At 63.3% G+C, this 25,683-nt stretch carries 40 protein-coding genes and 1 pseudogene; 3 read left to right on the plus strand and 38 right to left on the minus strand.

Annotated elements, in window-relative coordinates:
* Positions 1-16: 16 nt before the first annotated feature.
* From FV222_RS00220 to FV222_RS00255, 8 genes are all read right to left on the minus strand, one after another.
* The gene (locus FV222_RS00220; protein WP_147812549.1) at positions 17-256 is read right to left on the minus strand and encodes a hypothetical protein; all 240 of its coding nucleotides are present in this window, start codon (positions 254-256) and stop codon (positions 17-19) included.
* Positions 257-258: 2 nt separating this feature from the next.
* Positions 259-501: a hypothetical protein gene (locus FV222_RS00225; RefSeq protein WP_147812550.1), complete on the minus strand. Its 243-nt coding sequence runs from the start codon at positions 499-501 to the stop codon at positions 259-261.
* Between the two features lie 1,421 nt (positions 502-1,922).
* Positions 1,923-2,072 (minus strand): hypothetical protein, encoded by a 150-nt coding sequence (locus FV222_RS30520; RefSeq protein WP_210248417.1) that lies wholly within the window; start codon positions 2,070-2,072, stop codon positions 1,923-1,925.
* A gap of 202 nt (positions 2,073-2,274) precedes the next feature.
* The gene (locus tag FV222_RS00235; RefSeq protein ID WP_187277140.1) at positions 2,275-2,508 is read right to left on the minus strand and encodes a hypothetical protein; all 234 of its coding nucleotides are present in this window, start codon (positions 2,506-2,508) and stop codon (positions 2,275-2,277) included.
* On the minus strand, positions 2,508-3,404 hold the full coding sequence (locus FV222_RS00240; protein ID WP_147812552.1) for a hypothetical protein: 897 nt from the start codon (positions 3,402-3,404) through the stop codon (positions 2,508-2,510). The genes FV222_RS00235 and FV222_RS00240 overlap by 1 nt, the downstream gene beginning before the upstream one ends.
* Before the next feature lie 64 nt (positions 3,405-3,468).
* Positions 3,469-4,377, minus strand: a complete 909-nt coding sequence (locus tag FV222_RS00245) for a DUF87 domain-containing protein (RefSeq protein ID WP_147812553.1) — start codon at positions 4,375-4,377, stop codon at positions 3,469-3,471.
* Between the two features lie 75 nt (positions 4,378-4,452).
* Positions 4,453-4,866, minus strand: a complete 414-nt coding sequence (locus tag FV222_RS00250; RefSeq protein WP_147812554.1) for a hypothetical protein — start codon at positions 4,864-4,866, stop codon at positions 4,453-4,455.
* Between the two features lie 90 nt (positions 4,867-4,956).
* The gene (locus FV222_RS00255; protein WP_147812555.1) at positions 4,957-5,232 is read right to left on the minus strand and encodes a hypothetical protein; all 276 of its coding nucleotides are present in this window, start codon (positions 5,230-5,232) and stop codon (positions 4,957-4,959) included.
* Between the two features lie 456 nt (positions 5,233-5,688).
* On the opposite strand from FV222_RS00255, the gene FV222_RS00260 reads away from it, so the two are divergent.
* Positions 5,689-6,261 carry a hypothetical protein gene (locus FV222_RS00260; RefSeq protein WP_147812556.1) on the plus strand — a complete coding sequence of 191 codons (573 nt, stop codon included), beginning with the start codon at positions 5,689-5,691 and terminating at the stop codon, positions 6,259-6,261.
* On the opposite strand, the gene FV222_RS00265 is transcribed toward FV222_RS00260, so the two are convergent.
* From FV222_RS00265 to FV222_RS00375, 25 genes are all read right to left on the minus strand, one after another.
* Entirely contained in the window at positions 6,258-6,569 is a 312-nt protein-coding gene (locus tag FV222_RS00265; RefSeq protein WP_147812557.1) for a hypothetical protein, read from the minus strand. The two genes, FV222_RS00260 and FV222_RS00265, sit on opposite strands and share 4 nt — an antisense overlap.
* Positions 6,569-6,844, minus strand: a complete 276-nt coding sequence (locus tag FV222_RS00270; protein ID WP_147812558.1) for a hypothetical protein — start codon at positions 6,842-6,844, stop codon at positions 6,569-6,571. The genes FV222_RS00265 and FV222_RS00270 overlap by 1 nt, the downstream gene beginning before the upstream one ends.
* Before the next feature lie 1,069 nt (positions 6,845-7,913).
* Complete coding sequence (locus tag FV222_RS00275) at positions 7,914-8,303, minus strand: hypothetical protein (protein WP_147812559.1); 390 nt, start codon at positions 8,301-8,303, stop codon at positions 7,914-7,916.
* A 15-nt stretch (positions 8,304-8,318) separates the two neighbouring features.
* Entirely contained in the window at positions 8,319-8,900 is a 582-nt protein-coding gene (locus FV222_RS00280) for a lytic transglycosylase domain-containing protein (RefSeq protein ID WP_147812560.1), read from the minus strand.
* 279 nt (positions 8,901-9,179) lie between these two features.
* Positions 9,180-9,452, minus strand: coding sequence for a hypothetical protein (locus FV222_RS00285; protein ID WP_147812561.1), 273 nt, complete (start codon positions 9,450-9,452; stop codon positions 9,180-9,182).
* A 4-nt stretch (positions 9,453-9,456) separates the two neighbouring features.
* The gene (locus FV222_RS00290) at positions 9,457-9,678 is read right to left on the minus strand and encodes a hypothetical protein (protein WP_147812562.1); all 222 of its coding nucleotides are present in this window, start codon (positions 9,676-9,678) and stop codon (positions 9,457-9,459) included.
* The gene (locus FV222_RS00295; protein ID WP_210248418.1) at positions 9,645-10,145 is read right to left on the minus strand and encodes a DUF1653 domain-containing protein; all 501 of its coding nucleotides are present in this window, start codon (positions 10,143-10,145) and stop codon (positions 9,645-9,647) included. The genes FV222_RS00290 and FV222_RS00295 overlap by 34 nt, the downstream gene beginning before the upstream one ends.
* A 30-nt stretch (positions 10,146-10,175) precedes the next feature.
* The gene (locus FV222_RS00300; protein WP_187277141.1) at positions 10,176-10,415 is read right to left on the minus strand and encodes a hypothetical protein; all 240 of its coding nucleotides are present in this window, start codon (positions 10,413-10,415) and stop codon (positions 10,176-10,178) included.
* Positions 10,403-10,831: a hypothetical protein gene (locus tag FV222_RS00305; RefSeq protein ID WP_147812564.1), complete on the minus strand. Its 429-nt coding sequence runs from the start codon at positions 10,829-10,831 to the stop codon at positions 10,403-10,405. Before FV222_RS00305 ends, FV222_RS00300 begins: the two co-directional genes overlap by 13 nt.
* A 71-nt stretch (positions 10,832-10,902) precedes the next feature.
* A complete protein-coding gene (locus FV222_RS00310; RefSeq protein WP_147812565.1) occupies positions 10,903-11,817 on the minus strand; it encodes a hypothetical protein in 915 nt (304 codons plus the stop codon).
* 159 nt (positions 11,818-11,976) lie between these two features.
* Entirely contained in the window at positions 11,977-12,138 is a 162-nt protein-coding gene (locus tag FV222_RS29225) for a hypothetical protein (protein WP_187277142.1), read from the minus strand.
* Positions 12,138-12,293, minus strand: a complete 156-nt coding sequence (locus FV222_RS29230; protein WP_187277143.1) for a hypothetical protein — start codon at positions 12,291-12,293, stop codon at positions 12,138-12,140. Before FV222_RS29230 ends, FV222_RS29225 begins: the two co-directional genes overlap by 1 nt.
* Positions 12,290-12,622 (minus strand): hypothetical protein, encoded by a 333-nt coding sequence (locus FV222_RS00315; RefSeq protein WP_147812566.1) that lies wholly within the window; start codon positions 12,620-12,622, stop codon positions 12,290-12,292. Before FV222_RS00315 ends, FV222_RS29230 begins: the two co-directional genes overlap by 4 nt.
* Position 12,623: 1 nt before the next feature.
* Complete coding sequence (locus FV222_RS00320) at positions 12,624-12,917, minus strand: hypothetical protein (protein WP_147812567.1); 294 nt, start codon at positions 12,915-12,917, stop codon at positions 12,624-12,626.
* Positions 12,901-13,467: a 3'-5' exonuclease gene (locus tag FV222_RS00325; protein WP_147812568.1), complete on the minus strand. Its 567-nt coding sequence runs from the start codon at positions 13,465-13,467 to the stop codon at positions 12,901-12,903. The genes FV222_RS00320 and FV222_RS00325 overlap by 17 nt, the downstream gene beginning before the upstream one ends.
* On the minus strand, positions 13,464-13,850 hold the full coding sequence (locus FV222_RS00330) for a hypothetical protein (protein WP_147812569.1): 387 nt from the start codon (positions 13,848-13,850) through the stop codon (positions 13,464-13,466). Before FV222_RS00330 ends, FV222_RS00325 begins: the two co-directional genes overlap by 4 nt.
* Positions 13,851-13,929: 79 nt before the next feature.
* Positions 13,930-15,633, minus strand: coding sequence for a hypothetical protein (locus FV222_RS00335; protein WP_147812570.1), 1,704 nt, complete (start codon positions 15,631-15,633; stop codon positions 13,930-13,932).
* The gene (locus FV222_RS00340; protein ID WP_147812571.1) at positions 15,630-18,029 is read right to left on the minus strand and encodes an ATP-binding protein; all 2,400 of its coding nucleotides are present in this window, start codon (positions 18,027-18,029) and stop codon (positions 15,630-15,632) included. The genes FV222_RS00335 and FV222_RS00340 overlap by 4 nt, the downstream gene beginning before the upstream one ends.
* An 83-nt stretch (positions 18,030-18,112) precedes the next feature.
* Complete coding sequence (locus tag FV222_RS00345) at positions 18,113-18,715, minus strand: hypothetical protein (protein WP_147812572.1); 603 nt, start codon at positions 18,713-18,715, stop codon at positions 18,113-18,115.
* Positions 18,715-18,972 (minus strand): hypothetical protein, encoded by a 258-nt coding sequence (locus FV222_RS00350; protein ID WP_147812573.1) that lies wholly within the window; start codon positions 18,970-18,972, stop codon positions 18,715-18,717. Before FV222_RS00350 ends, FV222_RS00345 begins: the two co-directional genes overlap by 1 nt.
* Positions 18,969-19,595, minus strand: coding sequence for a dUTP diphosphatase (dut, locus tag FV222_RS00355; RefSeq protein WP_147812574.1), 627 nt, complete (start codon positions 19,593-19,595; stop codon positions 18,969-18,971). Before dut ends, FV222_RS00350 begins: the two co-directional genes overlap by 4 nt.
* The gene (locus FV222_RS00360) at positions 19,592-19,903 is read right to left on the minus strand and encodes a hypothetical protein (RefSeq protein WP_147812575.1); all 312 of its coding nucleotides are present in this window, start codon (positions 19,901-19,903) and stop codon (positions 19,592-19,594) included. Before FV222_RS00360 ends, dut begins: the two co-directional genes overlap by 4 nt.
* A complete protein-coding gene (locus FV222_RS00365) occupies positions 19,900-20,772 on the minus strand; it encodes a hypothetical protein (protein ID WP_147812576.1) in 873 nt (290 codons plus the stop codon). The genes FV222_RS00360 and FV222_RS00365 overlap by 4 nt, the downstream gene beginning before the upstream one ends.
* An 11-nt stretch (positions 20,773-20,783) precedes the next feature.
* Entirely contained in the window at positions 20,784-21,032 is a 249-nt protein-coding gene (locus tag FV222_RS00370) for a hypothetical protein (protein ID WP_147812577.1), read from the minus strand.
* 20 nt (positions 21,033-21,052) lie between these two features.
* Positions 21,053-21,271 (minus strand): hypothetical protein, encoded by a 219-nt coding sequence (locus FV222_RS00375; protein WP_147812578.1) that lies wholly within the window; start codon positions 21,269-21,271, stop codon positions 21,053-21,055.
* 161 nt (positions 21,272-21,432) lie between these two features.
* Between FV222_RS00375 and FV222_RS00380 the strand changes: the two genes are divergently transcribed.
* The gene (locus FV222_RS00380) at positions 21,433-21,957 is read left to right on the plus strand and encodes a hypothetical protein (protein WP_187277145.1); all 525 of its coding nucleotides are present in this window, start codon (positions 21,433-21,435) and stop codon (positions 21,955-21,957) included.
* A gap of 34 nt (positions 21,958-21,991) precedes the next feature.
* Positions 21,992-22,165 (plus strand): hypothetical protein, encoded by a 174-nt coding sequence (locus tag FV222_RS30525; protein ID WP_210248419.1) that lies wholly within the window; start codon positions 21,992-21,994, stop codon positions 22,163-22,165.
* Between the two features lie 222 nt (positions 22,166-22,387).
* Here the strand turns inward: FV222_RS30525 and FV222_RS00385 are convergent, their stop codons facing one another.
* The 5 genes and pseudogenes from FV222_RS00385 to FV222_RS00405 form a co-directional block, all read right to left on the minus strand.
* Positions 22,388-22,768 (minus strand): hypothetical protein, encoded by a 381-nt coding sequence (locus tag FV222_RS00385; RefSeq protein WP_147812580.1) that lies wholly within the window; start codon positions 22,766-22,768, stop codon positions 22,388-22,390.
* Between the two features lie 151 nt (positions 22,769-22,919).
* Entirely contained in the window at positions 22,920-23,126 is a 207-nt protein-coding gene (locus tag FV222_RS00390; RefSeq protein WP_147812581.1) for a hypothetical protein, read from the minus strand.
* A complete protein-coding gene (locus FV222_RS00395) occupies positions 23,123-24,469 on the minus strand; it encodes a hypothetical protein (protein WP_147812582.1) in 1,347 nt (448 codons plus the stop codon). The genes FV222_RS00390 and FV222_RS00395 overlap by 4 nt, the downstream gene beginning before the upstream one ends.
* Positions 24,470-24,618: 149 nt before the next feature.
* Positions 24,619-25,398: an IS21-like element ISMex27 family helper ATPase IstB gene (gene istB, locus FV222_RS00400; protein WP_063988215.1), complete on the minus strand. Its 780-nt coding sequence runs from the start codon at positions 25,396-25,398 to the stop codon at positions 24,619-24,621.
* Positions 25,388-25,683 (minus strand): annotated as a pseudogene (locus FV222_RS00405) (IS21 family transposase); the annotation flags it as partial. The pseudogene FV222_RS00405 and the gene istB, both read right to left, overlap by 11 nt.

The raw sequence follows: 25,683 nt of genomic DNA on the forward strand, positions 1-25,683 counted from the left end.
TGCGGCACGGGGGAAGTCAAGAAGATGGATCGGCGCGGACCTTGAGCACTGCGTCCTCGATCGCCTTGCGGATCTGCGCCTCGGCTCCGGGCTGTTGGGTGTCGATCGAGACCTTGAGCGTGTGCGGCGCCGACAGTCGAGGCGTAAGGTAGGCGACAGCCCGGTCAGTAAACTTGCCCACGTCGAAGCCGTTGAGCGTTGTGCTCCAGGTCGGGGCCCCGAAGGTCACAACGATCGGATGGGCGCTGACACGCACGATCAGTCCTTCAACAGCTTTTCCCGAAGATACTCGGCCCGGTCCAACGCCTCGTCGATCACCATGGGCACATGACGCCCATTTATCATCAGGAGCTTGCGCGCCGCTGCTAGGTGCTGGATCTCGGGCGTCTTATGCCAGAGGTCGTTCGGGAGCCAGTCCTCGATGATGGTCCTAGCGACGGAGGTGGCCAGCTCACAGACGAGGGTGAGCGGGTCAACCTTGACTTCATTTGCGCCGGTCACGATGTCTGTCGCCTGTTCCTGACAACCAATAATAGATTGATATAAAACCAAATCAATAAATCTAAACTTAAATTAGTTTATTAATAGATTTGCTATTCACCTATGGTATCAAGCACTGCTTGAGCGGGAAGGTAAAGTTTGTTTTCTCGATTATCACCATACTCTACAAAGCCGAATTTCCTATACAAAGCGTTAGATGCAGGTCCCATATGCTGGACTGTTATAGCATGCGCGCCAGCGTTGACTATGACGTTATATGCAGCTTCGACTACAGATCCCATCATGATTGATCCTAGGCCCCGTCTTTCGAGGCCAGATTTGACCGCAAGCCAGCGAAGATGAACCGTAGTTATGCGATCTTGGTCGAAAAATCTGTCTGCAATGAACGACGCGCCGACAAAATCACTTTGAGGCTCTCGTCGTATGCTAATGCAGCAAAAGCCTGCGAGTTCGCGCCGGACTTCCTCACGATAGAAATACTTTACCCTGCAATCATAACCATCATGTTCACTGCGGGAATGGACCCTGAACCAGTGGTTTATATGTTCGTTGTCGCAACTAAATTCCGGCGGGACCTCTCCAAGTCTTGGAGAGGACACTGTAATTGATGCCGGTTCAAGCTTTAACCTCACGGGATATCTGCGCAGCCTTGTAAGCCCGATAGGCTTTCTTCAGATCTTCCGTAGGCTGTCCGCCTGAGCGAACGTAGGTATCCTTTATCTTTTTGCTTGCCCGGTTAGGGTCGGTGTCAACATGGAACACCCACGCTATAATCCGCCTGCCCCGAAGGGGCATTTTCATAATGCCCATGATCGATCTCCATACGCGTCTGTGCGCACGCTATGCAGCGCACTGCTAAATGACGTAATGGAGCAGGGCCTTACAGGAGAGGCTAGGAATTCAAAATTCCGCAGCAACGAGCGGCCCGCCTGGGCCGCTCGTTGCTGATACAGTTTTTGCGACAACCTGTCAAGTGAGCTTTCTCATTGATAATTAAGTTCTTTTTGCTATCGATGGTGCGATCGAGTTTGTTGCAAAAAGCGTGATGCGACAATGGTAGGCCGTCCGACGAAAGCCGAGCAACTCGAGCGCGCAATCCTCGATCAGATTGAGCGCCTGGACGCACGGATCGGCCGTTTACGGGCTCAGCAAGCAGCGCTTCGGGCCGCATTGATAGATAATAGAGTAAGAAAGCTGAGCTATAAAGGGGCGATCAGGAAAAACAGTTTCTCTGGACTATTTGTAAGTAAAAAGACGATAGATAAACTAAAATCGACTTCGGGTGATGTTCAGGTATCAGTGCTGTATGATGTCATTGTAAGTGGAAATTTAGATTCTCCCATGCCAATGACAACTTTTCGCTCGCATCTTCATCGTATGAAGCGTGATGGACTTATTGTCAGCGGTCAATCCCGGGGCAGTTACCGGCTAGGGCCAAATGCTCCAAGACGATGAGGTGCAAATTTTCCGTTGAAGCGGTTGATCATCAGAACGATGGCGGCCTGCCGCGTGTCGATCTCGAACAGCGTGGGGAAGTTGAGCGCTGCCTCACCGTGCTCGTTCGGCAGCACGATCTCTACGGCGGCCGCGTCCTCAATGTCTTTGACCTGGGCGTTCTGCTGGTCGTCGCAGAAGATGAGAGTGCCGGCTTCGACGCCCTGCCCGACGATCTCTCGCGCGATGCCGACATCGGACTCTCAGCATTGACGCCTGTGCTGCGCCATGGCGTATGTCCAAAATGTCGAAGGGCGAGGCTTGCGCCCCGCCCTCCCCTCACGCCTCAAGCCGCTTGATCGCAGCCTCGACGTTGTTCGGATCGCCCGCGATCAGCGCCGCCTTGATCGCCAGGCTCATCACCCGACGATCCTCGGGGCTGTAGTCGTCGAGGGGCTTCACGGGGCAGTCGCCCCGTGCCGTCCCGTGACGACGCACCCAGAGGCGCCGCATCGCGATCATCCATGCCCGCGTCGCGAACATGATCTGATCCTCGGTCGGCTCCTGCGCCATCAGGCGGCCAGACGAGCGATGGCGACGCCCTCGCCGCGATTGGCGTTCTTGCGCACCGAGATGCGGAAGTTGGCCTCGGCGAGCGGCGCGATCAGGCTCTCGGGCAGCTCGATGTCGTGGAGCTGGAAGAAGTGGATCAGCTCGTCGGCCTTGCGCAGGTCGTCGGCGTAGCGGTCGGCATCCGAGCTGTCGTCGTTCGCCGCAACCTTCGTCGCGGTCAGCTCGACCTCGGCCAGGCGCTTCTCCTCCCGGAGCTCCGAGATGACCTCGCCCTGCTGCATGATCGTGGCAGCCTGGTTGTCGATCTCCAGGTTGCGATGGCGCAGCACGGCCATCAGGTGCTCGTGCTTCATCTCCCGGTCGGCGATCTCGCCGTCGCGGAGCTCGACCTCGCTGGTCAGCTTCTCGACCAGGTCGGCGATGAAGCGCTTACCGTCCTCGGGGCTGTCGCGGAACGTCTCCACGAAGCTCTGGCCCAGAGCCGAGGCGACGAGGATATGCACGGCCTCGCCCGGCTCGTAGCTCTCGGGCAGGTCCGGGTAGAAGGCGCGCAGGACGAGGTCGAGCTCCTCGAACTGCTCGTCGTAGATGGCGACGTCCGTGTTCAGCGCGCGGATCCGGTCGGTGCCGACCTGCATGGCGTCGATGTTGGCGATGAGCTGCTGGTAGTAGCAGGCGTTGACCTCGGCCTGCTCCTCGAGGCGCTCGGTGAGGAACGCCACGTCGCGGTCGTAGCGCTCGTCGGTCAGACAAGCGGCGCGCTCGTAGAAGCGGTTGCTGGCGTCCCGCTCGATCTCGGCTGCGTTCTTGTAGCGGCGCCCGGCGATTGCCATCATCGCGGCCGAACCGCCAATCGAGATGCCGGCGACGAGATTGGAAACGGTGAAGATGTCCATGTGGGGTGCTTTTCTCTGCGTGAAAGTCACTGCTGACTGACTATAGCGAGCGCAAAGCGGCGTTTCAGAAGAAAACGAAACGCGACAGGGCGATCACGGCGACGACCAGGATGAACGGCATGGCCGCACCCAGACCGTTGGGGAGACCGATCGCCAGGTGCGGCGTCGGCAATTCGAGGCCCTCGATGGGCGTGGGCGACCAGCTCTGACCGAGCGTCAGGTGCTGGGAGCGGGTGGCGCCGATGGAGATCAGCACTGGCAGCTTCGAGAGCGCCAGGCCGAAGCCCCAGAACTGGCCGGCGTTCAGCGTCCGCAGAGCGAGCGCCTCGGGCGAGCGCAGCGGGAAGCCGAGGTTGTTGGCAGCGGCGTTGCGGTCGAGCACCTGACCCACTCGGCCGACCAGCCAGGTGTTGCACTCGCCGACGGCGCTCTTGGAGATCTTGGCGAGGCGCTGTGTGCAGAGGATGCCGGTGAAGCCGCGCTTGCGACCCTGGCTCATCAGCGTGTGGATCGGGCGGCGCGAGACGACGTTCTCGTCCTGTGGGGCGTAGCGGTGCGCCTCGTCGATCACGAGGAACGTCGGCTTCCACAGCTCGCGCGGCATCATCATGAGCGCGTCGAGGAACAAGCCGATGAACTCCTGCTGCGCCTCAAGGTGCTCGTCGTCATCGAACTGGACGATGGCCGAGCGACCGCTCTCCAGGAGGAACCGGGCGAGGACGGCCGGGTCGCCCTTCATCATGTCGCCGTTGGGGCCGTCCACGATCAGGTAGGGGTAGACCTGCCGAAGGGTGTGGAACTCGCGCTCGGGGTCGAAGACGATGTGCCCGGCCGCGCCCCAGGTCTCCTCCAGCACCTTGCGGACGGTGTAGCTCTTGCCGCTGCCGGTGTTGCCGATGACGGCTAGGTGCTTGCCGATCAGCTTGCCCGCATCGATCCCGATGTCGTTGCCGTCGTTGTCTTTCCCGATCATCGCTGTTTCGCTCTCGCGCTGTTTCGCTGTTGATCTCACTATGCGCGAGAGCGATCGGTGTGTCGGCAGGGACGTTCAGGCAGCCTTCGCGGTGACGATGGTCATGCCGGCCGCAGTCTTGGCCGCGTGGCGCTTGCGGAAGTGGTCGGCAGGCAGGCTCTCGACCCGCTCCATCTCCATCTGCTCGCACACGTCGGCAGACAGGTTCCGGTTCTCGGCGAGCACGAGGAGCGTGGTCGAGACGCCGCCGATCTCCTGGGCGATCTCGCCCGGTGGGTTGGCCCACACGCGCTTGGAGATCCGGGCGGCGACCTCTTCCTTGAGCCCGCACGCCTGGGCCAGCTCGCACGCCTCCTCGTAGAGCCGTGCGCCGCGTTCCTCCAGGCTGTCGGCGACGCCATCGCCGAAGCAGCGCTTGACCCAGTCGGTCATCCGCCGCTGCCGGTCGCGCCGCACGTAGCGCGCCACCAGGATGTTGAACCTGTTCACCGTCGTTCTCCCTGTGCGCAGTCACGACTGACTGTCAATCGCAGTTATAGCGAGACCACCCAGGCGTTTCGGGTGGCATCGCGAGGAAGCTCAGTTCACCCGGGCGATGTCGATGCCGTCGCCCACGATCGCCGGGTCGCGGCTCATCTGGATCAGCATATTCATGACCTCGGGAATCGCTACAGCGCAGGCCAGGGCCAACAGCTTCTCGCCCTGCGCTCGTTGCGCGGCGGTCATGTTCTCTGCGTTGATCGCCCCTGTGGAGAAGATCTTAAATTCGCCGTTCGGCTTGAGGATGAAGCCTGCATCGCCCTCCTCGATCGGCGCAGAAACCAGGTTATCTAGTGTCAAGAGTGGCTTGGTCATACCTGTGCAAATCCTTCTGTGAGGCGGCGGAATTTCTGGTTGTAGCCGGCGCCGTGGTGTGGAACAAAACAGGAACGAAATCCGTTTGAGGGAATCGTTGTCCTATGAAGTCAGAAGGCCCAATTAAGAGGGCCGAGGCTTCCGTTGGGAGGTCTCCATGTCAGAAACAAACTGTAACGGAAACAACCTCTGCCTAATGAGTGCTCATAAGCGCCTCGTGGGATAAAAACCACCTTCCGAAGTGTTGCATCCTGTGAATGGATGCTGAACGCCTTCGCGTCGCGTCTTAATGTAACACGATTAAGACGGAAGATAACGCTAGTTAATGTGGCAATTCGAACCTCTTGATTTAGCCTCATCGCCTCGGTAAGCGATGCGGGCTGACCGCCCAGCGGTCAAAAAGGGATACAACCTGCTCCCCTCGGTCAGCACGCTGCGCACAGGAACCTTCACACGATGTCAGAGATCGGCAACAGCGATTTCCATCAGACCGCCTACGAGCTTCGCGAACGACTCGTGGCGGAAGTCGAGCGGTTCGCAGCAGAGAAGGGCCTGACCTTCAATCGAACGGCGCTCTATCAATCGACCGTCGATCTCAAGGCCGGCGTCGCCGACGTGATGATGTTCGGTCTCGACATCTGGCCGGGCGAAGCGGACGAGAAACCCGCCAACGTCCTGCCCTTCAAGATGCCCAAGGCGCCGATTACCAAGATCGCGCGCGGCTTCTCCCACGTCGCCACCGTCGCGGGCGGCGTGGTCGGAACAACCCTGATCGCGGCAGCCTGCACCGAGACCGTGAACTTCCCCGGCCTGCCGGCCGTCGTGGAGTTCGTTCACAGCAAGAATCTGCCGCCGAGCTACGACCGCATCGTCGAGATCGATGGCGTCTACTACCGCTACACCCTCGGCCACCGGGACGGTGAGGCGGCCAACGTCGTGCATATCGTCAACGAGGAAGCGGTGAGCCGTCAGGAGCTCGCGGAGCTGGGCGTCAAGCAGCCGCTCGCCCAGCTCGCGCACGCCGACTAGAAGATGCCCCACACATCCTGCGGAACGGCCGCAACAGGCTGGGCTGGTGCCGGTTTCGGCGCTTCGCCCTTTCGCCCGTTCGCGATGGCTTCCAGCCGGTCCAGGTAGCCGACCAGCGCCCGACGCGCCCGCCGATATTGCGGCGGGGTCATGCGGTCATCGTAGAGCGGGAGCTTCCTCGCGATGTCAGCCAGGAAGCCGGCGTCCGGACCATCCTGGAACCCCTCCCCTGCCAGCGCCTTGATCGCGCGCTTGACCGCCTCGTATCGGGTCTCGATGAGCCCGAGGATCGCCTCTTGCGTGACCATCAACGCTTCTCCCACATCGCCTTGAGCTTGGACGCACCCTTGACCGCCTCGTCGTGGTCGTAGCGCGGGTGCTTCTTCCAGAACAACAGCTTGCGCTGGCAGATCTCCATCTCGCTGCGGGCCTGGGCGCGCTCGCGGGTGACCTTGCTCTCCTTCGCGATGAAGTCGAGGGTGAGGAAGTTGTCGAAGTGGCGAAGATAGGCTTTCGTGCCGTCCATCTTCCAGACGTCGATCTTGACGTCGCTTCGATCGTCGGATCCGTAGAAGATCGCCATGTGCTGATCTCTCTCGTCTTGCTTTTGACTTAGAGAATATCGCACAGCGCACGCGGCGATGATGCTGGATTTCACAAGCAGATAGTGGCAGCTTCAATCAGTTGAAGACTGATTCGCGAGGCGGAAATGCACGCTAAAATTTTCAGCGTTGTGGTTATAATTTTATCCTGCAGTGTTGCTCAAGCTCAGAGTAATCCCGAAGGGATGCCAGGCTCGCGCGGCGGCGGGGCGTATGGGTCTTCTCCATATAGCGGTGGTGGAATTCGAGGAGGATCGACTGGGTCTCAGGGCACAAGTTCTTCCCAGGGCTACTCGCAGACCATCGGAAACGATGCGGTTGGTGGATCACGCACCAGCCAGCAGAGCCAGGAGATGCGGAGAGCTTGTTCCAGCGTGGCGCCCGGCCACGGACATCCTCCTGAGTGTCATTGAGGCGCCCTTTCGCTTTCAAGCGGTTTCGCGAAGCGCGCATGAGAGAGCCGACGCAAGCGCTTGGCTAACGTCGGCTCTGTTGGGGTGCCCGATTTGTCGTCTTGTCCCCTCGGCGCCGGGGTGCGGGCTTAGGTGCCGCTGCTGCCCGCGCTCGTGACGTGATGCGATCTACGGCTCGTTTAAGGTCGGCGTGACCCGCTTCCGCGATTGGTTCTTCGGGGCTGCTTAACCACCGGCTCTCTGGCTCCGAATGCCCTAGGGCAACGGCTGCACTGGCCGGCGATCGTCGCTGCCCGATCCTTCCCCGTGCTCGGGCGCTGATCCCCTGATGGGTGGCGTAGACCTTGATGCGGCAGGCTCACCGGGCTGCGATGTCCCGTCTCTTGCCGTATGGGGCCGCTATGGTCGGGCTCTCACTGGCCCACGGGCGGAGGGACCGGTCTGGTCAGCTCCTCGGGTGCGCTTCCGCGCTGCGCTACTTCACGGCGACCTCTTTCTGTGCCCTTGCGCTGCGCTGCGTTCACTGCTGCGCTGCTGACAATCAGACTATGACGATGCGCTCGCGGGTAAGCGCCTGGATCGCTTCGTCATTCTGGCGTAAGCTAAGTCGCTGGAAAGCGACTACGCCGTCTGACCCTCAGACGGCGATGGGCGGGGCTCCGATCGCCGCGACGGGCGTCGGTGCCGGGATGGCGACGATCACGGCGGTGTAGAGCGTGCGCGGATCGAGGGCTTCCTTGTTGGCCTTCTTGCTGGCCGGGTAGCGCTTCTCGATGGCGTCGCACATGCTGCGGACGTCGTGGGCGCGGCCGAGGTTCGAGACGTGCGGCACGCCCTGCCCCAGGAACTGCCCGAGCGGGCCGATCTGCACGCTCTGCACCGTGGCATCGACATCGCCGTCGGCGGTCGTGACCTTCACCGCATCCCCGGTGCGGGTGCTCGCGTAGGTGTCGGCTCCGAGGAAGACCTCGAAGAAGCTCATGCCGACCGGAATGACGTTCTTGGATGCGTTGACGGTGATGTCCATGTTGTGTGTCAGCCCTCAGTTGGAAGCGAAGCGCATGACGCGGCGGCCATACGCGGAACAGTGCGGGCGAGCGCCCACCCCGGTTTCGTAGAGGGAATCGCCCGCGCAGCCGGCTCCTCCCCGGTTGATGGCCTGGCGCAGGTAGCGCATCGCGCCCGCGATGTTCTGCCGGCAGTCCATGATGTTGCGCACGCCCATGGCGCGGGCCGTGGCCGGCATCAGCTGGCCGGCACCCGAGGCTCCCGAGCGGTTGCGGGCGCGGCAGTTGTAGCCGCTCTCGACCTTGATGATCGCGTGGGCCAGGCGGTTCGGAACGCCAGCGCGCGCCGCCTCCTGGGTCACGATCGACTGGACGGAGCCGCGCCCGGCCGTGGCGACGTAGTCGAGCCCGCGCTCCAGCTGGTTCATGCGGACGTTCACGCGCCCCGTGAGGCGCTCCAGGAAGGTCGGCTCGTCGCTGACCGCGACCGGCTCGGCCTCGATCGGCGCGTAGCTGGTGACGTGGTGGTAGTGACGGTGACGCGAACGCGCCTCTGCCTCGTAGGCCGTCGCGATGGTCGTGAGAGCGACCAGGGCCGCGATCTTCGATAGGCGCATGACGCGCTCCTCATTTTCTCCTGTGCTAGAAAGTCAGCACTGACTGATTATAGCAGCGACAGAGCGGCGTTTGCGATTTGAGCAGTGGGCCGGTCGTGAAGGTGGCGTGGAATGCTCAGAAAGCGTCGCTGAGACGCTTCGCGTGCGAGCGCGTCAGTGTGTGCGACTTTCGCGTGCCGTCGCTCTGTGACGCGCTGTGTCGATCTCTGCGCGCGTCCTAGCGATGCAGCGTTCTAGCGCTTTCGCGAAACGCAAAAAGCCCCGAGCAGGGCGGGGCTTCTAGGATTGGTCTCGCTTGCGTTTCATCTCGGCGTTTCTCTCATCCAAGCGCTGCTTCATGTAAGCCTTGTGCTCGGCGTCGGCCTTTTCTCTGGCTGCCTGCCGCGCTGGCTCGGCATCCCAGTAGGCTTTGATCCGCTCCTCATGGAGAACGACACTCTTGGCGTGCTTACGCTTCCACTTCGCCAGCTCGGCTTTCTTGGAAGCCTTGAGGGCGTAGACGCAGAACGCCGGTGTCAGCAGGATGAGAATGAGGACGATCAGAGCGGCCATCGAACTACAGAGCTGCCTTGAGCATCCGCTGTCGCATGATGAAGAGGCGATCCTCGGGTGTGCCCCAGGTCCCGGACGCCTCGGCGTCCTGTGTCATCCGCGCCTGGATCTCGGTGATGGTCGCGTCATCGAGCCCGAGACCCCTCGCGTAGGCTTCGAGGCGTTGAACCTCTAGCGTCAGCTCCGCAGTCGTCAGGCCGCGTGGCTCCTCAGAAGGGTGTCGCACAGGTTCCTCGCCGTCTGGATCGTCTCGGTGCGGGTCCTAACGTCCTCGGCGAACATCCTGCTCCCGAACTGCGTCAGCATGTTCTCGGCAGCGGCCGACACGTTGTCGAGGAGCTCGATCAGATCCTCCCGGCTCGGGGTCTCTGGCTCAGGTGGCTGCTCGTCGTGCCAGGTGCGCGGGCCGCCGACGTGCTTGAAGCGATACCAGCCCGGATCGCCCTCGAACGCCGGAATCTCGAAGCTGTCGAGGAAGCCCGGCCACTCGTTCTGCTCGGTGCAGATGATCGCGCGGGTCCAAGCGTCGCCCTCGCCCGCGATCGGCCGGTAGGTCACGAGCCACTGGTCCGGATCCTCGCTGTGCCGCGAGTAGCCGACGACCTTGTAGAAGGCGCCCTTGTTGTGCCGCCAGATCGAGCCGACGCCGGGCAGGTTGTCGGGCTTGGGCGACAGAGGGTTGCGCGAACTCACGATTTTCTCCTTCGCTAAGGCGCTACTGCGCTAAACGTCGATCCAGGTGCCGTCCGGCTGCTGCGTCTGGGCGCGGCCGATGCTGCTCTCGTCCAACCCTTCGAGCCGGCAGAGTTCGGCCCAGGCCTCCTCCTCGTCTTCGGCGTCGAGGATGTGGTCGGGCTCCACGTCGCCCGTCACGTCGTCGTGGGCGACGTATTCGTCGCGATGGTTCAGCGAGACGATCCAGCCGTTGGCTCGGGCGATCTCCTCGTGGGTCACGACTGCCACCCCTTGATCGCGCCATCGCCGATCAGCAGGGCGACCGAGCCGACCAGGAAGTCGTCCATCGCCACGCCACCCGAGGGCAGCGGCACCTTGCGGCCGGAGCGCATCAGCGCCTGTGCCCAGAGCTGGGTGGCGACGAGGTTGAAGGGGCGGCCCTCGACCTTGCCCTCCTCGTTGCAGAAACAGATGCAGCGCTGCGAGAAGGGAACGGCCGGCAGCGGCTTGAGCTTCCGGACGCTCTCCTCGTCCATGTAGGTCATGAGATCGACGGTGAGCATCACCGTGTCGAAGTCGTGGACGATCTGGACGTAGCCATCGACGGCCTTCTGCACCTGGCCGAGGCCCGGCTCGCCCTCGATCGTGTCCTCGACGGTCACGCGGTTGTCGAGGTGGATGATGATGACGTGCCCGCTGGGCATCGGTTCGTCCTTTCGCACTGTGGCTTTCTCGCGAAATAGCGAAGGTGGGGATTGCTCCCCGCCTCATTGACTTAGGCGATGCTCAGGATGCCCTTGAGCGCTGCGACGAGCAGGCTGTCGGGGTTCACCGTCAGCTTGTTGCCCGCGGGGGTGGCGATCTTCACGGCGGGGAACAGCGCCATGAGCTGCCCCGACTGCGAGCGCGCCGTGCCCTCGCCGAGTCCGGAGGACTTGAGCGCCCCGGTCAGCTCGGCACCCGTGACCTCGCCCGACGCCATCAGCGCCTTGAAGCAGATCACGGTGTAGGTGCTGGGCGCGCGGTTGCCGGCGACCGAGACGAGGAGGTTCTCGAACTTCTCGCGCACCTTCTTCTGCGCGGGGCAGGCGGTCAGAACCGCTGCCTTGTTCGCAGCCAGGTCGGCCGGGATGTCGGTCGTCAGCACGAAGTTGTCCTCGTGCAGGTCGGCGACAGCGGTGCGGGCGCGAGGGACGCCGGTCGATACAGCACGCGCCTTCTTCGGGGCGGCAGCGGGCGGGGCCGACGCATCGAGCGACGTGTCGTCGGCGGGCTGCTCGGCGTAGATCGCGTCGCGCTGCTCCTCCATGTCGATCTCGGCGGCGAGCGCGTCGGTCACGTCCTCGTCGTGCTCGTCCTGCGCCGCAGCCTCGGCCTCGACCTCGCTGCTGGCCTCGGCGTCGGTGACGACGATCGCGGGCTCCTCGACCGCAGCCTCGGCAGCCTCTTCGGTCGCGCCAGCCTCTTCGACGTCCGTCATCGCCTGGGCGACCTCGTCCTCGTTGTCCTCGTTGACGACGGTCTCCTCGACCTCGGGCTCCTCGACGACCTCCTCTCGCTCGACGTCCGTGACCGCTTCGATCGTGGCGTCGTCGTCGGACACGTCGAGATCGGCGAGCATGAGATCGAGGTCGACGCCGTCGGTGACGCCGTTGAGATCGAGACCGCCGTTGATGCCGGTGTTGGACATGATGCTGTTCCTTCTCTGTGTGCGCTCGTTGCGCTCTGTGTCGCTGTTGACTCTCACAATGTAGCTTTCAGAGCGCGGCGCGTCGGCTGGAACATCGCGTCAGATCATTGGCAGACCGACGGTTTTGCGCGTTCGCGAAATCGCTTGGCGGCGAAACCGCTAGGCGTGGACGCCGAGCAGGTTCAGCGCGATGAGGATGAGGCCGAAGATGGCTGGCACGCCGACGGCGAGGGCCTGGTCCTGCTTGCCGTCTCGCCATTCGAGGAAGGCGGTGAAGCCGAGCCAGACGACCAGGAGCGCGACGGTGATGATGACGGCCATCAGGCGCTCGCTGCCATCGTGACCGCGAGGGTCAGGAAGGTGGACGCCAGACAGGCCATGAGACCGGACGCGCCGTAGCGCTCGACGCGGAACTCGACGACGGCAACCGTGCCGGCAGCGCCGGCCAGCCCGAGGACTTGGATCGCGCCGATCATGCGACCACTCGCAGGTAGGAGGGGAGGGGCTTGGCGATCTTCCGGGCCGGTTGGCGCACGGGGCTCGCGACAGGGGTGTAGGTGTGCTCCGGACAGAACGGGTGAGGGCTGCCGGCAGTGGGGAAAGCCATCCGTTCCGGAACCATGTTCCGGTGGATCTTGGTCAGGCCGGCGCGGAGCAGCTCGAAGGGCTGCCCGGCCTCGTCGCGGGCGCAGTTGAGCTGATAGAGCGTCACGCGGCGCATATCGACTTCCGCCTTGCTGACGGTCGGCTCCTCGCGCGCCTTGAACTGCGCGAGGGGCTGGTTGTCGTTGACCCCGACGAACATGCTAACTCACCACTGACTGATTGTTGCGGACAGAGCTATCCCGGCGCAGGTGTCCAGCGAGACCCATGAGCAGGTAGCCGAAGTGGATCAGCACCCAGAGCGGGATGCCGCAGACGATGATGGCGATCGAGAACAGCAGCACGCGCAGCGGCTGACCGAACACCCCGAAGAAGCTCGTCGGCGCCTGGAACACGGCGCGCTCGAAGCCGAAGAACACCGACTGGAACCAGTTAAGGTTGCGAGCGATCTCCAGGCCCGCGAGCTGCTTGGACGTGGGCTTACGCTGCAATGGCATGGACGATCTCCTCCGGGAGGTTGAAGGCGCGCCAGCGCACGCCCCTGAAAAAGCACTGCATCATGACCTCGACGTCGTAGTGGGCCGCGTGCGCCTTGCCGGCACCCGTGCCGTAATCGACGCCCAGCGCCGTGCAGAGGGCGCCGAGGTTCGGCACTGCCCCGTTCGGGGTGGCGAACCGTCCCTCCAACATCGTGTCGAGGACCGGGGTTTCGAGCTTGGGCAATCCGACGCGGGCCAGCTCGTAGTTCGTGAACGGCATGTCGAAGCCGATGCCGTTGTGGGCGACGATCAGGTCGGCCGCAGCCAGGCGCCGGTGGACCTGGGGAGCCACGTCCTTCCAGACCGGCTCTCCGGACAGCATCGCCAGCGAGATGCCGTGAACGCGCTGGGCGCCGGCGTCGATCGAGCGGAGCGGGTTGATCCGCTGCACGTAGCGGTCGAGCAGACGCTCGGTCGCTAGGTCGTAGGTCAGGACCGCGACCTCGATGATGCGATGGTCGCCGTAGGCGATGCCAGTGGTCTCGGTGTCGTAGCCGGCGACTTTCATCGGGTAGCGTGCTCCTTGAGCTCCTGACGGGCTCGGTAGATGAGAAGGGTCATGTCCGGGTCGATCAGACCGGACACGGTGTCGTGGATCGCATCGACCGCGACCCAGAGATCCCGGCCGGTCAATTCACCAGCCTCGAACCGCGCCTGTGCGTCGGCGACTGCACCTAACGCCTTGCGGGTGATCTCTTCTTTCTGCGTCGCGAAATAGCTTTGGGGCTGCTTCGCGGTCTCGCGCTTCGGGGCCTTCAACCGGCCTGCCAGCTCCCGCAGGAGCCTCGCAGCGCCCGTCTCGGGCTTGATCCGGTCGAGGGCGAGGGCGCCGGCCTCGCACGCCTTCGCGTGTCGCTCGCTCATCCTTGTCTCTCTGTGTGCGTCGCTCAAACGAACGTCGTCGCGTCACTTTGTTATAGCGACGCGACGATGGGTTGTCAGTCACTACTGACTGGCAAAGTGATGGACGCTATGCGGCCTTCAAGTGCTTCGCGAGCGCCTTGCGGCACATGCGGAGCTCCTTCTCGATCTCGCGCAGCGACTTGCCGGCCTGGTGGAGCTTGGTCGCCTGGACGAGCTTGTTGGCGTAGATCGTCGCCTTGTCGAACGTCCCGTCGGCAACCGCCTTGACGCTCTCGGCCACCTTCTCGATCCGCTTGGCGACCTTTGCCACCGGCTCGACCTTCATGACCAGCGGCGGGTTGCCCTTCGCAGCGACGATCGCCTTCACCAGAGTGTTCGCGACCCCGAGCGAACCGAACGCCTCGCACTTCACGCGGCAGCGCGAGGCGCGGCCATCGTTCGAGACGCGGTCGACGACGTAGTCGCCATCCGGGATCTTGGACGACCCTTCGATGCGCACCGTGTCACCGGGCTTGGCAACGGCCCAGGCCTCGGTTCCGGTCGGCTCGGGCGCCTTCTGCTCCACCGGGGCAGGGGAGGGGGCTTCGACGACGGGCGCGGGAGCCGGCGTCTCGACCGGCGCAGCGACCTGGAGAGCCGCGAGACGGGTGAGCGAGACCCAGGTGCCATGACCGTGCTTGAGGCGCGTCGCGACCAGCGCCTTGCGGCCCTCGATCTCGCGGACGAACACGGGCGTGCCTTCCATATCGACCTGCTGGCCGATCTCGAACTGCGGCGTCGGGTTGAGCGCCGCGTGCAGCCGGTCCTTCACGTCCTTCGGGTCGATCTTGGCGACGGCCGCGATCGGACGCACCGGGTTGAGGGCCGGCGCTGCCTGGGGCTGCGAAACGACCGTCGTCGTGACCTTCGTCTCGGTGTTCTGGACGAACGACCCGCCGACCACGACCTCCTCCAGGATCGCGGGGTGATTGCCGGCGATGACGTTCGCCACGATGCCGGTCGCACCATTTGCAGTCAGCGCTGACTTCTTCGCGGAGACAGCGCTATGCGCGGCCCCGTCGAGCAGAGCGACCAGATGGTAGGCGGTGCAGCGCATCTTGCCGCCCGAGTAGTTCTCCGGGATCGCCACGACATCGGCCGGATCGACCTTCGCCAGGAAGATCGCGTCGCCATACTGGCCGTAGGTGGCCGAGCAGACGTGCAGGCCCGAGGCGCACTGCGCGCGGCTCATGTTGACCTTGTCGAGCGGCATCGAGACGCGCGAGCCGAGGCGCTGGACGATCTTGCGCGTGTGGCTGTCCACGAAGCGGTCATCGCCCTGCTTGGTCAGGAACTTGTAGACCACGATGCAGCCGTCGTCGGCGATCGGCAGATCCATCTTCTGCACGAACTTGAGGAGCTCGTCGGCCGTGTGCTTGTGGTCGAGGCGCGCGAAGCGCTCGATGAAGCGGCCGAGACCCACCGACCCGGTCACAGCGACCTCGCCGATGTGCTTCTCCAGCAGCGAGGCGTCCTCGATCCGGGCGCCGGACGCGGTCTCGATCGCGATCTTGGAGACGCCGTTCTCGACCTTCTCCTCGACCTTGAGCGCGCCGTTGGTCGCCTGCTCGATGCGCTTCGCCAGGCTGAACTGGTCGAGGTCGATCTCGACCGGCTCACCCTCGGACTTCGCCAGCGGCACGAGCACCGCGTCGAGGATCGCAGCCGTCTTCCACGAGTCCGCCCCGAAGACCTTGCTCTCCCCGGCTGGGGTGAACAGCGTCACGCCGTTCTTGGAGACGATCGCTCCACTGACCTGTAACTTATTCACTTGCTCTGATCCTTCTGCTGACGAGCAATGTAACGACGAGCCATCAGCTCGGCGAACTCCAGAAAATCCTCGCGCTGCTGCTGATCGAGGATTCCGAAACTTGAGCCGCTGAACGCCGTGAACAGCGCCAGGTGCTCGGTGTTGCGATAGGGGAGCTTCTCCCCGAACCGCGCCGCTTCGAGCGGCTGGGCGAGGACGCGATATTCCTCGACGAGCGCGTTGATGATCCGGCCCTCGGCCACATCGACGTGCGGACCCTCGGACCAGCGGGCGTGGAACACGGTGCGAGCCATCAGCCAGTAGGCCCAGGCCTCGTCGCGGTCGGCGCAGGGCGCGTAGGGCTCGCGCACAGCGGCATGGGCGAAGCGACGCGAGTGGACGATCATCTCGCGGGCGATCTCCTCCACGCCCATCTGACGCGACCTACGGCTGTCGGTCTCGGACGCAGCGGCCATCGCGAGCCGGGCGTAGAACGCCTCGTAGTCGTGGCCCTTCGCGACGCGCTCCTTGAGCTTGGCGAGCACCAGCTCCTCAAGGCGCCGCACGTTGCCGGCGAGCAGATTGTCCACGTCCCTGCGCGTGTGCGCCATCACGGTCCTTCCGATCGTTTCCTTGATGAGGGTCTCCACCCGGTCGGCGTTGGGCACCCAAACGCTCTTGAAGCCGGGCTTGAACTGGATGGTCGTGGCCTTGAGCCCGTAGAAGGCGACCGGCTTCTCGAAGGTGCCGGGATGCGTGGGCTGGAGGGTCGAGCGCAGCTTGACGCCGTGGTCCCAGCAATCGTCGACCCGCTCGGCGTAGTTCGAGAGGGTCAGGCCCCGGTAGCGCGGCGGGCAGGGTGGCCCAAACATCACCGCAGCCTTCTTCTTCACGGCCTCGGGGCGCTTGACGATGTTGATCTCCCAGCCGAGCGCCTTCGCCTTCGCGATGGCCTTGTCGATCTGGGCGGACTTCATCTTCGCGCCGACGAGGTAGAGACCGGCCACGCCGCGCTTCACCAGGTCGCGCGCCGTCGAGATGTGGAGCACGCGCTTGGCATCGGAGCAGTAACTGCGCCGGTAGCCACGATCCTTGTCCACCTTGTTGACCGGCACGAGCTTGTCGTCGGTCTGGAGACGCGAGTGCAGGAACGGCATCAGATCGCCGGCAACCACGATCCGTGCGACCTCGCGCATGATCCGCTCGCGGCGCTCGGTCCCGAAGTTGTGCTTGGTCGTGTGCCTCATGCTGGCGATGACGCGCAGCCCGCGCTTCGACTTGAGGCCGGGCTTCTTGAGCATCTCGCGCGCCACGTCGCGCTGGGTGTAGGAGCCGTTGGAGATCCTGTGCTGCGCCCAGCGCAGCGCGATCTCCTCGACGCCGTTGAGCAGGTCCTTCTGGCGCTCGCGGAAGCGATCCTCGCGGGTCGGCGGCAGGTTCTCGCGGGTGCTGTTGGCGACCAGCGCGGCCATCTCCGTCTTGAGGAAACGCCACGCGTGCGTCTGGATCTCGTCTACGAGCCGGGAGAGGATGCCCTTGAGGGTCTCGACCGTGACCTCGTTGTAGGACAGCGCCTCGCGCGACGGCGTCACCGAGATCGAGGACGGCGGGCAGTAGAGAACGAACGCCTTGCTGTCGAAGGTGAAGGTCGAGAGCTTCTGGATGAACGGCACGAGCTCGTCGTGGCTGTCCATCGGGTAGAGCACGTTGGCGTAGAGCACCTGAAACTTGGCGCCGCCCCAGCGCGTCTGGCTGCGCATCCCGTAGCCGAGGCGCTTGAGCTCCGTGTAGTCGGGCGCGTCGAGCTTCTCGCCGTTCAGCTCGACGTTCATGCCGCCCTCGCGGACGATCTCACTGAGCGCCTTCGCGATCTTGAGCTCCATGCCGGGCGCCAGCGGCACCGACACCGAGAGGCCGGACCCCTCGCAGCGGGTCTGCATCATGATCTTGGCGCCGGGCGTGCCGTTGGTCGCCGGATCGCCGACGTGCATCGCGTAGAGGGTCATGATGCCCTCGTGCTTGCTGATGACGGTGAAGTGGTCGGAGATCGCGAACGGGGCCTTCGAGCCGAGCCCGAACCCGCCGGTCTGGTTCTGCTGGCCGACCTTCGTCGAGGCGAACAGGGTGCAGTAGATGTCGGCGATCTTGTCGTCGTGGATGCCGGGGCCGACGTCCTCGACCTTGAGCTCGTCCTCGGTGAGCGTGACCTTCACCGGAACCGCCTCGTTGCCGTTCATGGCGTGGGCGTCGATCGCGTTGCAGACGATCTCACGGACAGCCGCGCGCTCCTTGTCGCGGTAGAGGCTGTCGGACATGATTTTGAAGGCCGCTGCCGACGCCGTCACCTGGAAGGCGCGGGTCTTGCCACCACCGATGATGAGATGGCTGTCGGGCTCTGCGACGTGGGCGACTTGCATCGTTCGCGTCTCTCTCTGTGTGTGCGTTGCAGTCTCAGTTATAGCGACTGCAACGCGGCATGTCAGTCATTGCTGACTGTTTTTTAGTGGCAAGTGAGCGCGGCCTTTTCCTCGCCCCAGCGCTGCATGGCATCGACGATTGCCTTCGTGCAGCTCTCGGCGCGCGTCTCCAGGTCGGGCGTGTAGAGGGTCGCCGCGTCGATGAAGCGGCACTGATCGGCGAGACCCTCGCAGACGATCTGGTGATGCCACTGGTAGCCGAGATTGGCCGGCGCCTTGCCCTCGGCCTCCTCGTAGAAGGGGAGGGGACGCAGCAGGAACACCGTGTCGAAGTGCTGGTCGGTCATGCAGACCGCGCGCTCGACGATGGCGAGGACCCGGTCCCCGTGCTCGGCGTGATCGTGCATCCGGATCTCGGCCATGGTGTAGGCGGCCAGACACAGCGGCGTCCGGTCGGTGAGCGCCGGCCGGGGCAGGGCGCGGAGCGTCTCCTCGTAGTGGTCGAGGTAGGCTTCCTGCGCGTCGAGGCGGGTGGCGAACGTCAGGGCCGGATCGACGAGGTTGTAGCCCTTCGCCTTCATGATCTCGGCCGTGTTGAAGGAGTGGAAGGGCAGGTCGAGCCCCTCGGAGAGGAGCTTGCAGAGGGTGGACTTGCCAGTGCGGCTGGCTCCGCAGAAACCGAACATCATGAGCCCTTTTGAAGCCGATAGAATTTGCCGAAACGGTCGACCTTGATGAAGCGCGACACAGGGGTGAAGGTCGTTTCGCCGCCTGTCTTCGAGGAGATCCGCGCGATCTGGTATTGGATCTCTCGCACCATGCCCAAGACCTCCTGGCGCTTGGTCTTGGTCTCGATCTTGTCGATACGGACGAGCCGGAGCTCGTCCGTGTGCCGGTTGTAGAGGTCGCGCCAGATCTGCCCGACCTCGACGCTGGCCTTCACGCCGCCTTCAACATCGCGACGGCTGCTTCCTCGGGCTCGGCGTCGAGCCACTTCACGCCGTTATCCTTGGTCTGGCTTTCCGACAGGCCAGGCGCGGGCCGCAGGTTGGACCAGCGGCGCCGATCGGCAGCGTCCTGGGCCATCGCCCGCATCCCGATCACAGCGGCCGGCGGAAGACCTGCAACGCCGGTCGAGCCGAAGCCACCCGTGCCGCGCGCGGTCTCGTCGAGGGTATCGACCTCGTCGAAGGCGGCCTGGAACACTGGCACGATCACGCCCTGCGCAATGCGGTCGCCTGCGTTGACCACGAACTGCATGTGGGTGGTGTTGTGGAGGATGACGCCGATGTCGCCGCGATAGTCGGCGTCGATGACACCGGGGCCATTGTGGACCGTGATGCCGGACTTGAACGAGAGGCCCGAGCGCGGGCAGATCAGCAGCGCGAAGCCCGGCGGCAGGGCGACGGCGATGCCGGTCCTGATGAGGCGATGCTCGCCCGGATGGACGAGCGCGAACGGAGCCTTGCCGAGATCCGCGTGCAGATCGAAGCCGGCAGCGTTGGCCGAGCCATAGGTCGGGATGATCGCGGTCTCGGTGAGACGCTTGAGCGGAACGGGGATCATGCCTTTTCAACTTCCCTGGTGATTTCGTCGAGGAGCTCGTCCTTCGTCAGGGCCTCGGCCCGGATCGATGCGGCTTCCAGGATGAAGGCCCCGGCCTCGCGAAGCGCTTCCTCGCGGGTGTTGAAGGGGCCGTGGATGAAGACCTCGCCCGGCAGAGGGTCGATGCCCTCGGCCTGCGGGATCGCGAAGTAGAAGCCCGAGCAGAGCCCGTCGCGGGCGTGCTCGAACTCGACGACCTGGACGGTGACGGCAGCGAAGGGCTCGCTGTCGTCCTCGGCAATCATGTCGATGGTCGCGGTCTCGCTCATGCGGCCACCGCAAGATCGAAATCGTAGAGGTCGTCGGCGACGACGTGGTTCTTGAGGAGCTGCCGATGCTGGACGTAGCCCCGGAAGTTCCCGTGCAGGTGCGGCTGCTTCCAGCGCTCGACGTCCCGGAAGAAGTGCTTCTCGTCCGGCGTGGCCTGGTGCTCGGCCGGGCTCGCGTGAACCGGGGTCGAGACCACGAGGCGCTCGTAGCGGGCGCGCTCGGCCGCATAGTCCGCGTTGCCGTCGAAGGGCTCGATGGTCAGGCGGGCGCAGCGGGCCGTCGAGAGCACCAGCTGCTCGGCGATCGTGAGGGTGGCGCGCTCGTTCTCGTCCACGAACGGCATGTGCCACTGGCCGGGCGAGAGCAGGCGCGGCGACGACTGGACCATCGCAGCGTCCATGAGGCCGGCGAGGATCTGGAGCTCGGGCTGCGTGCCCTTGTCGAGACGCAGGGCGAAGAAGTTGGCCCAGTCGGTCGCCGTCACGAGCACGTCGATGCAGCCGAACCATTCGAGCGGCCGGTTGGCCCACTGCTTGTGCAGGCCGACGCCGTGCAGGATGCGCACGCCGAGCTTGTTCAGGTGCGCCATGCCCAGCCAGGTCGCCTGCGCGACGACCTTGCGCCAACCGGTGAGCGGAGCCACCGAGGTCATGCCGGGCCGGTTCGCCTCGTAGCCGACGGGCTGAACGATCGACTCCAGCAGGAGCCGCTTAACCGGGACCGCGCGCGAGGAGCGACCGTTCCGGGAGAAGACCCGGTGCGTCATGACCTCGGCGTGGATGAAGCGCGGGTAGCGCAGCAGGAAGGTCGTCAGACGGATGCCATCCGGGGAGAGGCTGTCCTCGACGACGCGAGCCGTGATCGTCATGCGAGTGATCCTCATTTGAAGCGGATGGTGGCGCCCTTGAAGGCGGCCGAGCAGACGGCACCCGAGACGCGCTGGCCGCCGACGCTGCGGGCGGTGAAGCCGGTCGAGAACGTGTCCGACTGGCCGCACATGAAAGCGTCGTAGCCGGTGATCTGGATGTCGGTGTAGCCGTTCTGGCGGAGCACCCGTTCGGCCGTCGGCGCGTCGGTGCAGGCGGTCAGAGCCAGGGTCGTGAGGGCGATGAGGGTGATGCGGCGCATGGGTCTTTCGCGGTGAGAGATCAGTTGGCGTAGGCGGACTTCGAGCCGCGCCGGACGCACCCGAGGCGCGTGACGCGGTAGTCGGCCCAGATCGTCTCGTGGTCGTGAGACGCGGTCTCCTGGGCCTTGAGCACGCAGGTGGTTGGCAGCGTTTCGACCACGAGCGGCACCTTCACGGTGGTGCAGTCGCTGGGGTCCGAGATCAGGCACAGCCCGATCACGAGCATCATCGGCATCATCGCGGGTCTCTCCGGGATCGCTTCGCTGTCAGTCAGTGCTGACTGACTTATTATAGCGCGCGACGAGCGGCGTTTCGCATTGAAAACGACGGTTCGCGCGGAGGGCTTTGACGAGCGAGAGCGCGCAACCTAAGCAGCCTCAGACCCTGGTTGCCGAGGACATGATGTCGGATCAGAAACAGGAGGCTACGGCCCCTGAGTGGCTTCCGAAGTGGGTTGTTGTTGGTTGGGGGATCGCCACCGAAGTCCTTTTCAGATGCACCCTACGGGTGTCTCTGTGGATTATCACCATCATCGTTGCATTGGCGCCACCGCTGTATGCAGCCGGTGTCCAACCATCACTTGATGTCGCGGCGATGACCGATCTAGTCAATAAGGCTGGTCTGTTTCGCGACCTGTTCTACGTGACTGTGGTCATTGGACTTATCGGTTTCTGCGGGATCGTCGCAGCATTATTTAAATATGAGAGACCAAATCGGTTAGTCTCTATAATTTACGCCATCGGTATATTGGCGTTCTTTTTCTTCATAGTTTACGGAACATTAGAGTTTGCACGCCTAGTGACGCCGCACGGCGAAGCTCAACTTGTGCCAGAGCTCCGGGTGGAGTATGACCTAAGAATCTTGATTTACAGTGGCGTCATGGGCCTCGTTTTGGAGCTCGTCCTTGCCTTTCAAGGCGAGTGATCCAAAATAGGAATGACAGAAGGAGGATCTCGCTATGGGCATCCTGTTTACGCCTGCCGCAGCAGCAGCCATCGCAGAGCTGTTTGCGATCGTCACGGGCATTCTGGTGAGCGTCTCGGCTGTCAACGGAGTGCGTGAGCGCGCCCACAGGAAGACAGCGCCTGAGACCCCGGAGCGGCGCGACGGCCATCCTATCCCTGCGCGTTAGACGAGTAAGCGCTGACTTATCACGGACGCTAGCTTAGGACGATGAAAAGGCCCCGCAGCGATGCGGGGCCTTCTGTTTGTCAAGGGGGGGTTGGAACCAAGCTGGTCCTCAGTCAGTGCTGACTGATTTGTTATAGCGCGCGACGAGCGGCGTTTCGTATTGAGCGTGAGATTTTCGAGCGGCAACGAAAAAGGCCCCGCAGCGATGCGGGGCCGAGGGTAGTCACCTGTCGGGATTTATACCTATCGCCAAGCAACAAAATTTTACGAGGATCAAAAGTGGAACGGATATGCATATCAAAGCAAGCATGAATGGAAAGAAAGCACTACCCCAAAATGTAATTTGTGGACCATGATCTGCAACAAAGTAGTAGAAAAATCCAATCTTCGCATCGTGGAACACAGATCTATAAAAGCACCAACCTTCCGAAGCAATCATAATGGCCCAGAAGACGAGCGCATTCAGCGTTTGCAAGTCAATCCAGGGTTCTTTTTGTTGCTCCATACCATAACCACCGGGCTGTGTGTGGTAGGTGATGGTAAATCCCGGATGAACCACCGTATTGGCTTGGTTCTTATTCAGGCCCCACGGGTCATCGCTCATGTGTCATTCCCTTTGATGATGTAATGACAGTGAGCCCGCGCTTCCTAATGGCAACTTAAATTTACGAAGCAACCTATATTGTGGTGAACTGGATTTACACCAAACCAAAATTGAAAAAGGCCCCGCATTGCTGCGGGGCCAGGTGCCTCTCCTATGAGAGGGAGAGGATGACACAAACCAGATAGACGATCCAGATCATCAGGCTGACGATCACGGCCACGACGAGCCGGAAGAGGATCGCGAGCCCCGAGAGATAGCCGGTGTGGTCCGTCGAGCGCTCCCAGAACGCCCAGGTCAGGGCGAGGACGGTGAGGAGTGATGGCAAAAGCCACCACCCCAGCGTGATCGAGAGGGTCATGCCGCAGCCTTCTCCTCGTCGTCCTTGAAGTCGATCGGACACCCGCCGCTGCCGCAATCGACGTGCTCCATGCCGATGTCCTCCTGCATGTTGTCGTTGGCGATGGCCGCAGCGATCCGCTCGAACTCCAGCTTCGTGACCGGCTGTTCGGGCTGGTATTCGTATGCGGTCGTGTCGCTCTGCGGCATCACGGAGCAGCAACGGATGGAGAACTGGCCCTCGATCAGCGTCTCCAAGAAGCGATCGTAAGACACAGTCTTAGGATCATACTTCAAAGTATAGGAGATCTGGTTTCCGGTCTCTTCGAGTGCGGTCGTGCCGTCCTCTTCGACGCCGGTCATCCAATACTTTTCGAGCAAGCGGAGGAACTGATACTGCTCCTCCGGGGTGGCCTCGGCAGCGGTCACGACCCACTCACCGCCGTCCAGCTCGCAGATGCGGGGCTTCGTGGGGAAGCCGACGATCGTCGTTCCGGAATACGAGGTCAGCTCGCGCACCGGGTAGCCCTTCTCCGCGTAGACCTTCACCAGCGGGTCGTCGTGGCGGAACTGCACCCAGCGCAGGAACTCGCGCATCGACGGCAGGTGCGCACCCTCGGTGAGGCCGAACAGCTTCGACGTGGTGCCGGCCGGCTTGAAGGTCGTGTCGGTGTGGGGAACCGTCACGCCGAGGATCGCAGCGAACTTGCGCGCCTCGTCCTGCACGGCCCGCTTGAACCGGCTCACCGTCTGCCAGAGCGCCTGCGACTTGGTCTCGTCCACCAGGTCGTGCCAGGTGAAGCCGAAGCGGTCGTAGGCCCACTCGTGGAAGCCCGTCATGCCGACGCCGATCCGGTTCGTGCGCTTGACCTCGCGCGAGTAGAGGCAGTCCATCAGGTTCGTGCGCATCAGGGCGCGCACGGCCGTCCGGAAGGCATCCTCGGCGTCGTCATCGTTCTGGGCGTGGAACGGGACCACGTCCGCGATCACGCAGTAGGCGCCGAGCATGAGGAGGCAGATCTCCCCGCACGGGTTGGTAATCATCGGCCAGCCGATCGCGCAGCACGCCTCGACCAGCGACTTCATCAGCGGCAGGGTCTCGGTGTCGAGCTTGAACTTCGCCGACTCCGCGACCAGGCCGTCGAGGTAGGTGTCGAGGCCCTCGGGGTTCGAGGTCAGCTTGTCCTGGTTGATGAAGCCCGGCTCGCCCGTGCCGTCGTGGTAGGCGGCGTGGGCAGCAGCGCGCAGCACCCGGTAGGCGTGCGCCTCGTCCTCGGTGATCTGGCCGGTCAGTGCGAGCACCTGGAGCCGGATCTTGAGGCCCTCCTCGGTCTGCGAGGACACGAGCGGGTGGGTCTTCTTCACGGCCGCCCGGAACTCGGCATCGATCGTGACGGAGTTGTTCGAGCTCCAGAGGAAGCCACCGTGTTGATTTCCGCTGAGAGTTGACCCGGCGTTTTCGTTGAGAAGTGACCCAGGTTCAGGGGTTGATGTTTATCATTGGGTGGGTCTGGTCAACTCACGGTGCGGCTCCTTTTCGGCTTTCCGGCTGCGGCACTTGCCCTGAAGCGGAAGCTGTCGTTTCCGGTCTCTAGGATGTGGCAGTGGTGGGTGAGGCGATCGAGCAGAGCGGTAGTCATCTTGGCATCGCCGAAGATCCCGGCCCATTCGCTGAAGCTGAGGTTGGTGGTGATCACGACGCTGGTGCGCTCGTAGAGCTTGGACAGCAGGTGGAACAGCAGGGCCCCTCCTGAGGCGCTGAAGGGAAGATAGCCCAGTTCGTCTAAGATGATGAGGTCTTGACGCAGCAGCCGTTCGGCCAACTGGCCCGCTTTGTTTTGGGCTTTCTCTTGTTCGAGGGCATTGACCAGGTCGACGGTCGCGAAGAAGCGGACCTTCTTGCGATGATGCTCGACGGCCTGCACGCCCAGGGCGGTCGCGATATGCGTCTTGCCGGTGCCCGGGCCACCGATCAGGACGACGTTGTGTGCGCCGTCGATGAAGTCGCCTCCGTGCAGAGTGCGAACCATGGCCTCGTTGACCTCGCTGGCAGCGAAGTCGAACCCGGTCAGATCCTTGTAGGCCGGAAAGCGGGCGGCCTTGATCTGGTAGGCGACGGATCGAACCTCCCGCTCGGCCATCTCGGCCTTGAGCAGCTGGGACAGGAGCGGGACGGCTACCTCGAAGGCGGGTGCGCCTTGCTCCATGAGATCAACGACGGCCTGAGACATGCCGTACATCTTGAGCCCGCGCAGCATGACGATGATGGCGGCGCTGGCGGGATCATGACGCATGGCGCACCGCCTTCCTGCGGAGCGCGTCGTAGCGCTCGACATCGGCCTTCGGCTCCTGGCGCAAGACGAGCGCCTGTGGGGCATCGATCGTGGCCACGCTCGATGGCTTACCGTCGAGCAACCGGTGCAGGATATTGAGGACGTGGATCTTGGTGGGAACGCCGCCGTCGAGCGCCAGTTCGACCGCGCAGAGAACGGCCTGCTCGTCATGATGCAGCACGAGTGCCAGAATCTCCACCATCTCCCGATCGCCGCCAGGATGCTTGAGGAGGTGACCTTGCAGCC

The organism is Methylobacterium sp. WL103 (genome assembly GCF_008039885.1).
GTDB classification, from domain to species: domain Bacteria; phylum Pseudomonadota; class Alphaproteobacteria; order Rhizobiales; family Beijerinckiaceae; genus Methylobacterium; species Methylobacterium cerastii.

Bases quoted from the DNA above. Each gene is read 5' to 3' on its own strand.
- FV222_RS29225 (WP_187277142.1), bottom strand. From the start codon at position 12,138: ATGGCCGTCATCATCACCGTCGCGCTCCTGGTCGTCTGGCTCGGCTTC.
- FV222_RS00240 (WP_147812552.1), bottom strand. From the start codon at position 3,404: ATGGACATCTTCACCGTTTCCAATCTCGTCGCCGGCATCTCGATTGGC.
- FV222_RS00325 (WP_147812568.1), bottom strand. From the start codon at position 13,467: ATGAAAGTCGCCGGCTACGACACCGAGACCACTGGCATCGCCTACGGC.
- FV222_RS00370 (WP_147812577.1), bottom strand. From the start codon at position 21,032: ATGCGCCGCATCACCCTCATCGCCCTCACGACCCTGGCTCTGACCGCC.
- FV222_RS00260 (WP_147812556.1), top strand. From the start codon at position 5,689: ATGTCAGAGATCGGCAACAGCGATTTCCATCAGACCGCCTACGAGCTT.
- FV222_RS00235 (WP_187277140.1), bottom strand. From the start codon at position 2,508: ATGGCGCAGGAGCCGACCGAGGATCAGATCATGTTCGCGACGCGGGCA.
- FV222_RS00380 (WP_187277145.1), top strand. From the start codon at position 21,433: ATGATGTCGGATCAGAAACAGGAGGCTACGGCCCCTGAGTGGCTTCCG.
- FV222_RS30525 (WP_210248419.1), top strand. From the start codon at position 21,992: ATGGGCATCCTGTTTACGCCTGCCGCAGCAGCAGCCATCGCAGAGCTG.
- FV222_RS00285 (WP_147812561.1), bottom strand. From the start codon at position 9,452: ATGGCCGCTCTGATCGTCCTCATTCTCATCCTGCTGACACCGGCGTTC.
- FV222_RS00390 (WP_147812581.1), bottom strand. From the start codon at position 23,126: ATGACCCTCTCGATCACGCTGGGGTGGTGGCTTTTGCCATCACTCCTC.
- FV222_RS00315 (WP_147812566.1), bottom strand. From the start codon at position 12,622: ATGTTCGTCGGGGTCAACGACAACCAGCCCCTCGCGCAGTTCAAGGCG.
- FV222_RS00320 (WP_147812567.1), bottom strand. From the start codon at position 12,917: ATGCCATTGCAGCGTAAGCCCACGTCCAAGCAGCTCGCGGGCCTGGAG.
- istB (WP_063988215.1), bottom strand. From the start codon at position 25,398: ATGCGTCATGATCCCGCCAGCGCCGCCATCATCGTCATGCTGCGCGGG.
- FV222_RS00340 (WP_147812571.1), bottom strand. From the start codon at position 18,029: ATGCAAGTCGCCCACGTCGCAGAGCCCGACAGCCATCTCATCATCGGT.
- FV222_RS00365 (WP_147812576.1), bottom strand. From the start codon at position 20,772: ATGACGATCACGGCTCGCGTCGTCGAGGACAGCCTCTCCCCGGATGGC.
- FV222_RS00385 (WP_147812580.1), bottom strand. From the start codon at position 22,768: ATGAGCGATGACCCGTGGGGCCTGAATAAGAACCAAGCCAATACGGTG.
- FV222_RS00275 (WP_147812559.1), bottom strand. From the start codon at position 8,303: ATGGACATCACCGTCAACGCATCCAAGAACGTCATTCCGGTCGGCATG.
- dut (WP_147812574.1), bottom strand. From the start codon at position 19,595: ATGATCCCCGTTCCGCTCAAGCGTCTCACCGAGACCGCGATCATCCCG.
- FV222_RS00310 (WP_147812565.1), bottom strand. From the start codon at position 11,817: ATGTCCAACACCGGCATCAACGGCGGTCTCGATCTCAACGGCGTCACC.
- FV222_RS00270 (WP_147812558.1), bottom strand. From the start codon at position 6,844: ATGGCGATCTTCTACGGATCCGACGATCGAAGCGACGTCAAGATCGAC.
- FV222_RS29230 (WP_187277143.1), bottom strand. From the start codon at position 12,293: ATGATCGGCGCGATCCAAGTCCTCGGGCTGGCCGGCGCTGCCGGCACG.
- FV222_RS00360 (WP_147812575.1), bottom strand. From the start codon at position 19,903: ATGAGCGAGACCGCGACCATCGACATGATTGCCGAGGACGACAGCGAG.
- FV222_RS00375 (WP_147812578.1), bottom strand. From the start codon at position 21,271: ATGATGCCGATGATGCTCGTGATCGGGCTGTGCCTGATCTCGGACCCC.
- FV222_RS00305 (WP_147812564.1), bottom strand. From the start codon at position 10,831: ATGCCCAGCGGGCACGTCATCATCATCCACCTCGACAACCGCGTGACC.
- FV222_RS00255 (WP_147812555.1), bottom strand. From the start codon at position 5,232: ATGACCAAGCCACTCTTGACACTAGATAACCTGGTTTCTGCGCCGATC.
- FV222_RS00245 (WP_147812553.1), bottom strand. From the start codon at position 4,377: ATGATCGGGAAAGACAACGACGGCAACGACATCGGGATCGATGCGGGC.
- FV222_RS00265 (WP_147812557.1), bottom strand. From the start codon at position 6,569: ATGGTCACGCAAGAGGCGATCCTCGGGCTCATCGAGACCCGATACGAG.
- FV222_RS00280 (WP_147812560.1), bottom strand. From the start codon at position 8,900: ATGCGCCTATCGAAGATCGCGGCCCTGGTCGCTCTCACGACCATCGCG.
- FV222_RS00345 (WP_147812572.1), bottom strand. From the start codon at position 18,715: ATGTTCGGTTTCTGCGGAGCCAGCCGCACTGGCAAGTCCACCCTCTGC.